8 protein-coding genes are annotated in these 8005 nt (G+C 71.8%); 3 read left to right on the top strand and 5 right to left on the bottom strand.

The annotated features are described in order from the left end of the window. Positions 1–21 precede the first annotated feature (21 nt). Positions 22–465, bottom strand: coding sequence for a GNAT family N-acetyltransferase (locus I7S92_RS18905; RefSeq protein ID WP_197645570.1), 444 nt, complete (start codon positions 463–465; stop codon positions 22–24). A gap of 131 nt (positions 466–596) precedes the next feature. Between I7S92_RS18905 and I7S92_RS18910 the strand changes: the two genes are divergently transcribed. From I7S92_RS18910 to I7S92_RS18920, 3 genes are all read left to right on the top strand, one after another. Continuing rightward, on the top strand, positions 597–2324 hold the full coding sequence (locus tag I7S92_RS18910) for a DUF4153 domain-containing protein (RefSeq protein WP_197645568.1): 1728 nt from the start codon (positions 597–599) through the stop codon (positions 2322–2324). A gap of 65 nt (positions 2325–2389) precedes the next feature. Then, positions 2390–2980 (top strand): heme NO-binding domain-containing protein, encoded by a 591-nt coding sequence (locus tag I7S92_RS18915; protein WP_197645566.1) that lies wholly within the window; start codon positions 2390–2392, stop codon positions 2978–2980. Between the two features lies 1 nt (position 2981). Further along, on the top strand, positions 2982–3974 hold the full coding sequence (locus tag I7S92_RS18920) for a GGDEF domain-containing protein (RefSeq protein ID WP_354001337.1): 993 nt from the start codon (positions 2982–2984) through the stop codon (positions 3972–3974). Here the strand turns inward: I7S92_RS18920 and I7S92_RS18925 are convergent. From I7S92_RS18925 to I7S92_RS18940, 4 genes are read right to left on the bottom strand one after another with little or no spacing between them, the layout of a single operon-like run. After that, positions 3971–5002 carry an ABC transporter ATP-binding protein gene (locus I7S92_RS18925; protein ID WP_197645564.1) on the bottom strand — a complete coding sequence of 344 codons (1032 nt, stop codon included), beginning with the start codon at positions 5000–5002 and terminating at the stop codon, positions 3971–3973. The genes I7S92_RS18920 and I7S92_RS18925 overlap by 4 nt on opposite strands. Next, entirely contained in the window at positions 4999–5793 is a 795-nt protein-coding gene (locus I7S92_RS18930; RefSeq protein ID WP_197645562.1) for an ABC transporter permease, read from the bottom strand. The genes I7S92_RS18925 and I7S92_RS18930 overlap by 4 nt, the downstream gene beginning before the upstream one ends. Next, positions 5783–6640: an ABC transporter permease subunit gene (locus tag I7S92_RS18935; protein ID WP_197645560.1), complete on the bottom strand. Its 858-nt coding sequence runs from the start codon at positions 6638–6640 to the stop codon at positions 5783–5785. Before I7S92_RS18935 ends, I7S92_RS18930 begins: the two co-directional genes overlap by 11 nt. A 3-nt stretch (positions 6641–6643) precedes the next feature. Then, positions 6644–7858, bottom strand: a complete 1215-nt coding sequence (locus I7S92_RS18940) for an ABC transporter substrate-binding protein (protein ID WP_197645557.1) — start codon at positions 7856–7858, stop codon at positions 6644–6646. Positions 7859–8005: the final 147 nt, after the last annotated feature.

Raw genomic sequence — 8005 nt, forward strand, 5'->3', positions numbered from 1 at the left:
TGACTCACCCGCCTTGTGCTTTCAGGCCCGGTTGTAGCGGATGAAGGGCGAGACCCTGGCGATCCGGTCGTAAAGCTGCCGCGCTTCGGCGTTGAAGTCCTGCGTCAGCCAGTAGACGCCGGGCGCCCCGGCGGCGTCGGCGCGGGCATAGACCGCCTCGATCAGGGCGCGGCCAAGGCCGGTGCCGCGGGCCTCGGGGGCGACGAAGAGGTCCTGCAGGTAGCAGACGTTCTCGATCCGCCAGCAATGCCGGTGGAACAGGTAATGCGCGAGGCCCATCGGCCTGCCATCCACCTCGGCGATCAGGGCCGAGAAGTCCTGCGGGTCGTCGCCGAGGAGCCGGGCGAAGGTCGAGGCATAGACCGCCTCGGGGACCGAGGTCTGGTAGAAATCGAGATAGCCGGTCCAGAGGCGGCGCCAGTCGGCCTCGTCATCGGGGCGGAGCGGGCGGATCGTGAGGGGCATGGGGTGCGGTCCTTTCAGGCTGCGCCGGAGGATGGGGCAGGGCAACGGGCTTGGCAAGCGTCCGGAAATCCTGACTATGGCGGGCCGGCGGCGGCGTGGAAAAGCTGCGGCGGGAACCGAGAGGGGATGGAATGGAAGCGGCCTTGCAGGCACGGTGGAGCCTTGCGCTTCTGGGGGCGTTGGGCGGCGCGCTGATCTGGGCATTGGGCGAGGCCGTCCCGCGCGGGTTTCTGGACGGCCGGCTGGCCCTGGCGCTGCATGCGGCGGTGGTGAGCTTCGTCCTTGCGGCGCTGGCCATGGCGGGCCCGATGGGCCTGGCGCGTGCGGCCGCCCGCGCCCTGGGGCCGGGGGTGCTGACGGGCGGGCTGGTCGGGCTGGTCGCCTTGCGCTTCGCCGCGGCCGAGGAGGTCTTTGCGGTCCCGATGCATCTTCTGGCGGCGCTGACCGTCGCCGGTCTGCCGGTGCCCTTCCTGATCGCGGCCGCCCGTCCGGGCTGGCGCGACTATCCCGCGCTGTTCGAGGAAGCCTGGTCCATCGTCATCCGCCTTGCCGCCGCGCTGGCCTTCACGCTTCTGGTCTGGATCCTGGTGCTGCTGTCGGACCAGGTGCTGCGCATCGTCGGGATCGGCCTGCTGTCGCATCTGCTGGAGAACCGGCTGGCGGTCCTGGCGCTGGCCGGGGCGGCGCTGGGCCTTGGCATGGCCGTGGTCTGGGAACTGGCGGGACCGATCGCGCCGCAACTGGTGCTGCGGCTGTTGCGGCTCTTGTTGCCGGTGGTGCTGGCGGTGATGCTGGTGTTCCTTCTCGCCCTGCCGCTGCGCGGGTTCGAGCGGCTGGTGCTGGGGCTTTCGCCGGCGGCGCTGCTTCTGTCCATGGTCGCGGCCGGGGTGGCGCTGGTGGCGGTGGCGGTGGACCGCAGCGATGCCGAGGCGGCGCAGGGCCGGGCGATCCGCTGGGCGGCGCTGGGAATGGCGCTGGTCCTGCCGCTGGTCGCGGGGCTGGCGCTCTGGGCGCTGTGGCTGCGGGTCGGGCAGTACGGCTGGACGCCGGAGCGGCTGTTCCTGGCGCTGGGGGCGCTGATCGGGCTGGGCTACGGGCTGACCTATGCGATCGCGGTCCTGCGCGGGGCGGGCTGGATGGCGCGCATCCGGCGCGGCAACGTCGGGATGGCGCTGGCGGTGATCGCGGCCGCGGCGCTGTGGCTGACGCCGCTGTTCAACGCCGAGGCGATCTCGGCGCGGAACCAGGTGGAGCGGTTCCTCGCGGGCCGGACCGGGGTGGCGCAGCTCGACCTCTGGGCCTTCTCGCGCTGGGGCAAGCCGGGGGCGGCGGCGCTGGCGCGGCTGGAGGCTCTGGCGGCCGAGCCGGGCAACGAGGCGCTGGCGGCCCGGCTGCGCGGCGAGGACGATCCGGAGGGCACCGGGCGCGCCGAGGCGCTGGCCGGGCTGACCGCCCTTTTGCCGCTGCAGCCGCCGACCGCCACCGGCACGCGCGACATGATCCTCGCCGCGGCCGAGCCCTACCGGCTGCGCGACTGGGCCGGGGTCTGCGCCCTGAAGCTCGAGACCGGGCAGCCGGCCTGCGTCATGGTGGTGGCCGATCTTCTGCCCGCGATCCCCGGCGAGGAGGCGATCCTGGTGCTGGAACGCAGCCCCGGCGCGGCCGAGGCCATCGGTCTTTTCCTGAACGCGGACGGCTATCTGACCGAGCGTCCGGTGGCGCGGCCGGATCAGGGCTATCTGCCGGGCGAGGCGGCGGCGGAGCTATTGCGCGCGGCGCAGGCGGCACCGCTGGCGCTGACCCCGGCCGAGGTCAACCAGCTGGGCAGCGGCCCGGCGGGCGTGCTGATCCTGCCCTGAGACGGAGGGCAGTTTGTTAACCCCTGCCGGCTAGTCTGGGCGCGAAAGGTGACGAAGGGACGTTCATGGATGCGCTGATGCTGCGGTTCCTGCAGGGCTATGTCCGCGGCACGTTCGGCGTTCCGGTCTGGCAGACGATCTGCCGCCGCGCCGACCTGCCGGTCGAGACGTTCGAACCCATGCTGCGCTATGCGCCGGGCCTGGCCGATCAGGTCGCGGCCGAGGCCGCGGCCGTCCTGGGCCGTCCGGTCGAAACCATATGGGAGGATCTGGGCACCTATCTCGTCACCAGCCCCGGCCACGAGGGCGTCCGCCGCCTCCTGCGCTTCGGCGGCATCGGCTATGCCGACTTCCTTCATTCGCTGGAGGAACTGCCCGGCCGGGCGCGGCTGGCGCTGCCCGACCTCGACCTGCCCGACCTCGACCTGCCGGAGATCCGCCTGACCGAGATCGCGCCCGACCGCTTCGTGCTGGACTGCCGGGCCGGGTTGCGCGGCACGATCCGGGTGCTGGTGGGGATGCTGACCGCGATGGCGGATGATTTCGGCACGCTCTGCCTGATCGAGGCCGAGGGCGAGGGCCGCATCGCCATCCGCATCCTCGACCGCGCCCATGCCGCCGCGCGGCCCTTCGACCTCGCCTTGCCGGAGGGATAGGGTGGAGCGGGATCCCGACAGGCCGGTGCCGGAGCAGGCGATGCTGGCGCGCTTCATGCCGATGCATCTTCTGCTGGACCGCGAGGGGCGGGTGCTGGGGGCCGGGCCGACGCTGAGGCGGATGCTGCAGCGGCCGGACCTGGCCGGCGCCCGGTTCGAGGATCTGTTCGAGGTCCGCGCGCCCGGCGGCGCAGTCACCGCCGATCAGGTCCTGGCCCGCGCCGGCCACCGCTTTCGCCTGGTGGCGCGCAACGGGGTGCGGGCCGGGCTGCGCGGAATGGGAGAGCGCCTGCCGGACGGCAGGATGCTGATGAACCTGAGTTTCGGGATCGACCTGATCGCGGCGGTGCGCGAACTGGGGCTGACGGATGCCGATTTCGTCGCCACCGACCTTGCGATGGAGCTGCTCTATCTGGCCGAGGCGAACGCCGCCGTCACGCGCGAACTGCGCGGATTGAACCTGCGGCTGGAAGGGGCCCGCCTTGCCGCCGAGGAGGAGGCGCTGACCGATCCCCTGACCGGGCTGCGCAACCGCCGGGCCGCCGATCTGGTGCTGGCGCGGCTGTGCGCCGCCCGGATGCCCTTCGGCCTTCTGCATCTGGACCTGGACTATTTCAAGTCGGTCAACGACACCCTGGGCCATGCCGCGGGCGACCATGTGCTGGAGGTGGTCGGCCGCATCCTGCGCGCGGAGTTGCGCGTCGAGGATTGCGCGGCGCGGATCGGCGGGGACGAGTTCCTGGTCCTTGTCGTCAAGCGCGTCGACCTGCAGGTGTTGCGGGGCATTGCCGACCGGATCATCCAGCGCATCAGCGCGCCGATCCCCGTCGCCGGAAAGGTGGCGCAGGTCTCGGCCAGCATCGGCATCGTGCGCTCGTCCGACCTGGCCGCGCCCGACCCGGTGCGCCTGATGGCGCTGGCCGACCGCGCGCTTTACGCGGCCAAGCGGGCGGGGCGGGGACGGTCGATCCGGCTTCGCTCGGCGGCGGACTAGCCGGGCAGCCGCCAGAGTGCGGCAGGCGGCAGGGTGACGGCGACGGTATCGCCGGGACGCAGGGCCTCGGCGGCGGCGGGTTGCAGAAGGGCGGTCAGCGGCTCTCCGGCCAGGGCAAGCTCGACCCGGCTTTGCGTGCCGAGGAGGGTGACGCCCCGCACCTTCGCGGCCAGCTGTCCCGGACCGGGATGCAGCAGCACCGCCTCGGGGCGGATGGTCAGCCGGGCGGGGCCGGGCGGGCCGGGCCGGTCGAGCGCCAGGCGGACGGGACCCCAGCGGAAGCCTGCGCCCTCCACCACGCCATCCAGGAAGTTCACCCCGCCGAAGAAGCGGGCCACGGCCTCGGTTTCCGGCCGGCGCAGGATCTCGGCCGGGGCGGCCGCCTGCGCCAGCTGCCCGTCGAGCAGGAGCGCGATCCGGTCGGCCATCACCACGGCCTCGGACTGGTCATGCGTGACCATCAGCGTCGTCACCCCGGTTTCACGCTGCAGGCCGCGGATCAGCGCGCGCATCTCGTCGCGCAGGCCCGCGTCGAGGCTGGCCAGCGGCTCGTCCAGAAGCAGCAGGTCCGGCCGCAGGACCAGCGCCCGCGCCAGGGCCGCGCGCTGCTGCTGCCCGCCCGAAAGCTGGTCCGGCCGCCGCGCGCCAAGGCCCGCGAGCTGGACCCGGGCCAGCATCGCGGCGACCTCGGCCTCGATCCGCGCGGCGGGCTCGCCGCGCATCTTCAGGCCGAAGCCGACATTGCCAGCGAGGGTCAGATGCGGAAAGAGCAGCGGATCCTGGAACACCATCGCCACCCCGCGCCGTTCGGGCGGCAGGCCGGTCAGGGTCCGGCCCTTGAGGATGACCTCGCCCGAATCGGGGGCCAGATGGCCGGCGATCAGCTTCATCACCGTCGTCTTGCCGCTGCCCGAGGGGCCGAGGAGCACGGTGAGGCTGCCTGCCGCGACGGCAAGGTCCAGGCCGGGGATCGTGGGCTGGCCCGCGCCGGGCCAGGCTTTCCGCAGGTTGCGCAGCTCCAGCGTCATGGGCGGAGCACCCGGCCGAGGTCGCGCCCGGTGATCCGCCCGATGAAGCCGAGCAGGAGCAGGATCCCCGGCAGGGCGTAAAGCACCGCGATGGCACCGGCCACGTCGTTCCGCCCGGCCGCGACATAGGCGTAAAGGACCAGGGGCAGGGTTTGGACCCGCCCGCCGCCGATCGCCAGCGTCAGCAGGTACTGCGACCAGGAGACGAGGAAGGCGAAGAGCGCGCCGGTCAAGAGGCCGGGCAGCACGGCCGGAAGCGTGACCTGCAGGAAGCAGCGGACCGGCCCCGCGCCCAGGCTGCGGGCCTGCGCCTCGATCCTGGTGTCGAAGCCCGCGAAGACCGAGGCCATCACCAGCACCATATAGGGCAGGACCGGGACCAGATGGGCAAGGATCACCCCATGGGTGCTGCCGGTCAGCCCCAGCCGCAGGAAGAGGTCGTGCAGGCCGAGGACCAGCGCGATCCCCGGCAGGACGGCGGGAACCAGGAGGAGGAGGAGCACCGCCCGCTTGCCGGGGAAGTCATGCAGCCCCAGCGCCCGGCCCGCCGGCAGGCCGACCAGCGCCGCGAGCGCGGTGGTCGCGGCCGCGATGCCGAGGGTCAGGCCGAGGCTGCCCAGCACCCCGGCCGAGGATGCGACGCCCCAGGCCCGGAGCGACCACGCCTGCGGCAGCAGGTCGGGAAAGCGCCAGCCATGCGCGAGGGACCAGAGCGCCAGCGGCAGCAGTGGCAGCACCAGCGCCAGCGCGAGGGCCAGCCCCGCCAGAAGCCTGAGCCTTTCAGCCCGCATCGCGGCCCCGCCTTGGCAGGATCAGCCGGGCATGGAGCGCCAGCAGCCCCGCCCCAAGCGCCGCGATCAGGATCGAGATGGCGAAGGCCTCGGGCCGGGCGGCGAGATCGACATCGGTAAAGCTGCGCCAGGCGCGGAGCGGCAGCGCCTCGGGGGCATGCGCGCCAAGGACCAGCGGCACCTCATAGGCCCCGAAGGCGAAGGCGAAGACCAGCGCCGCCCCGGCCGCGAGCGCAGGCAGAAGCTGCGGCAGGAGGACGAAGCGGAAGGCCTGCCAGCGCGTCGCGCCCAAGCTTCGCGCCACGGGTCCGAGGTCCGGGCCAAGGGTCTGCAGCTTGGCCAGCAGGATGAGGGTGATGAAGGGGACCTCTTTCCAGACATAGGTCAGGATGATGCCGATGGCCCAGGGATCATGGGTCAGCGCCGGAAACTCGCCCGGCGCGGCGATCAGGCCCGCGGCATGGGCGAGGCGGGCGAAGCTGCCGGATTGCGAGATGAGGTAGAGGATGCCGATGGCCCCCACGACATGCGGGATGGTCAGGTTCAGCTGCACCAGCACCGCCACCAGCCTGCGGCCGGGAAAGGCCTGCCGCAAGAGCATCGCCGCCGCCAGCGCCAGACCGGCGGCGATCAGGGTCGAGACCGTGGCGATCCAGAAGGACAGGGCCAGCGAGGCCAGCACCCCCGGCGAGGCTAGCACCGAGGCATAGGCGGAGAGGCCCGGTTCCTCCAGTGGCAGCAGCCGGAGCGAGCGCAGGAGCGCCAGCCCCAGCGCGCCAAGGACCAGTCCCCCCACCAGCGCCACCGCCGGGCCGAGCAGGAGGAGGAGGCGGGTCCGCTCGCGCATCGCCTAATTGCCCACGTTCGTGGCCCAACCCGCCTCGATCGCGGTCAGCCAACCGGCCTGCAGTTCGGGAAGGGCGGATTTCGCCAGTTCGGAGGCCGGGATCACCGAGGGATGCGTCTTGATCGCGGCGAATCCGGCCTGCACCGCGGGCGGGGTGCGGGAGATCTCGATGGCGGGGGCGGCGCCCCAGATCTCGGTCCGGGCCTTCTCCAGCTGCGCCTCGCCGGACAGGAGCAGGTTCTGCGTCACCATCGCCGCCGCCTTGTTGGGCGAGTTGAACGGGATCAGCGTGTAGTTGGTGTTGCCGATGGTGCCGTCCCGGAGGCCGAAGGAGCGCGTGGTCTCGGGCCAGAGCCCGGCCTGCACCGCCAGCCCGAATTGCGCCGGGTCGTAGTTGAAGCTGAAGGCCACCTCGCCATTGGCGAAAAGCTCGTTCAGCTGGGTGACGGTGGTGGGATAGGTCGCCCCCTCGCGCCAGAGGAAGGGTTCCAGCCCGTTCAGGATCGCCCAGGTCTTGCCGGCGACCGCGTCGAACTTCACCTGGTCGAAGGGGCCGAGAAGCCCCTCGGGCCCGCCGGCGGCATGGATGAATACATGCCGCACGAAGGCCGAGCCGGTGAAATCCGGCGGCGCGGGATAGGTGAAGCGGCCGGGGTTGGCCCTGATCCAGGCGAGAAGCCCGGCCATGTCGCGCGGCGGCTCGGCCAGCACGGCGCTGTCATGGGCGAAGGCGAACTGCACCGTGTTCCAGGGCACCTCGCAGCCCACGACCGGGACGCCGAAGTCGTTGGCGATGGCCGGGTTGTCCCAGTCGACCAGCGCGTCGTTCGGCAGAAGCGAGGTGTAGCCGCAGAAGGCCAGCCCCGCCTCTTTCATCGAGCGGAAATTCTCGCCGTTGATCCAGATGAGGTCGACCGTGCCGTTGTCGGTCACGCCGGCCTCCTTCTCGGACAGGATCAGGTTCACGATCTCGGCCGCGTCGGTGATCGGTACGCGGTTCAGCGTGATGTCGTAATCGCGCTTCAGCGCCGTGCCGATGTAATCGCTGGCATAGGCGTTGATGTTGTCCGCGCCGCCCCACATGAACCAGTTGACCGTGCCGCCGCGCGCCTCATTGACGATCTGGTCCCAGCCCATCGCCTTCAGCGCCTCGCCATCGGCGGTGTCGGCCAGGGCGGCGGCTGAGAGGAGGAGAAGGGCGGCAAGGGATCGCAACATGATGGCTCCGGTCGCAGGGACTTCCCCCATGAAGCCGATCCGCCCGGCCAAAGCCAGTCAAATGCGTGTTTGCCGGTTGCAACGGAAGTGGCAGCCCGTAGGGGAGTCGAACCCCTCTTCCCAGGTTGAAAACCTGGTGTCCTAACC

Source organism: Tabrizicola soli (assembly GCF_015999335.1).
In the GTDB taxonomy this organism is placed as follows: domain Bacteria; phylum Pseudomonadota; class Alphaproteobacteria; order Rhodobacterales; family Rhodobacteraceae; genus Tabrizicola; species Tabrizicola soli.

Coding starts and splice junctions, on each gene's coding strand:
- I7S92_RS18905 (WP_197645570.1), bottom strand. CDS start 465: ATGCCCCTCACGATCCGCCCGCTCCGCCCCGATGACGAGGCCGACTGG.
- I7S92_RS18935 (WP_197645560.1), bottom strand. CDS start 6,640: ATGCGCGAGCGGACCCGCCTCCTCCTCCTGCTCGGCCCGGCGGTGGCG.
- I7S92_RS18925 (WP_197645564.1), bottom strand. CDS start 5,002: ATGACGCTGGAGCTGCGCAACCTGCGGAAAGCCTGGCCCGGCGCGGGC.
- I7S92_RS18915 (WP_197645566.1), top strand. CDS start 2,390: ATGGATGCGCTGATGCTGCGGTTCCTGCAGGGCTATGTCCGCGGCACG.
- I7S92_RS18910 (WP_197645568.1), top strand. CDS start 597: ATGGAAGCGGCCTTGCAGGCACGGTGGAGCCTTGCGCTTCTGGGGGCG.
- I7S92_RS18940 (WP_197645557.1), bottom strand. CDS start 7,858: ATGTTGCGATCCCTTGCCGCCCTTCTCCTCCTCTCAGCCGCCGCCCTG.
- I7S92_RS18930 (WP_197645562.1), bottom strand. CDS start 5,793: ATGCGGGCTGAAAGGCTCAGGCTTCTGGCGGGGCTGGCCCTCGCGCTG.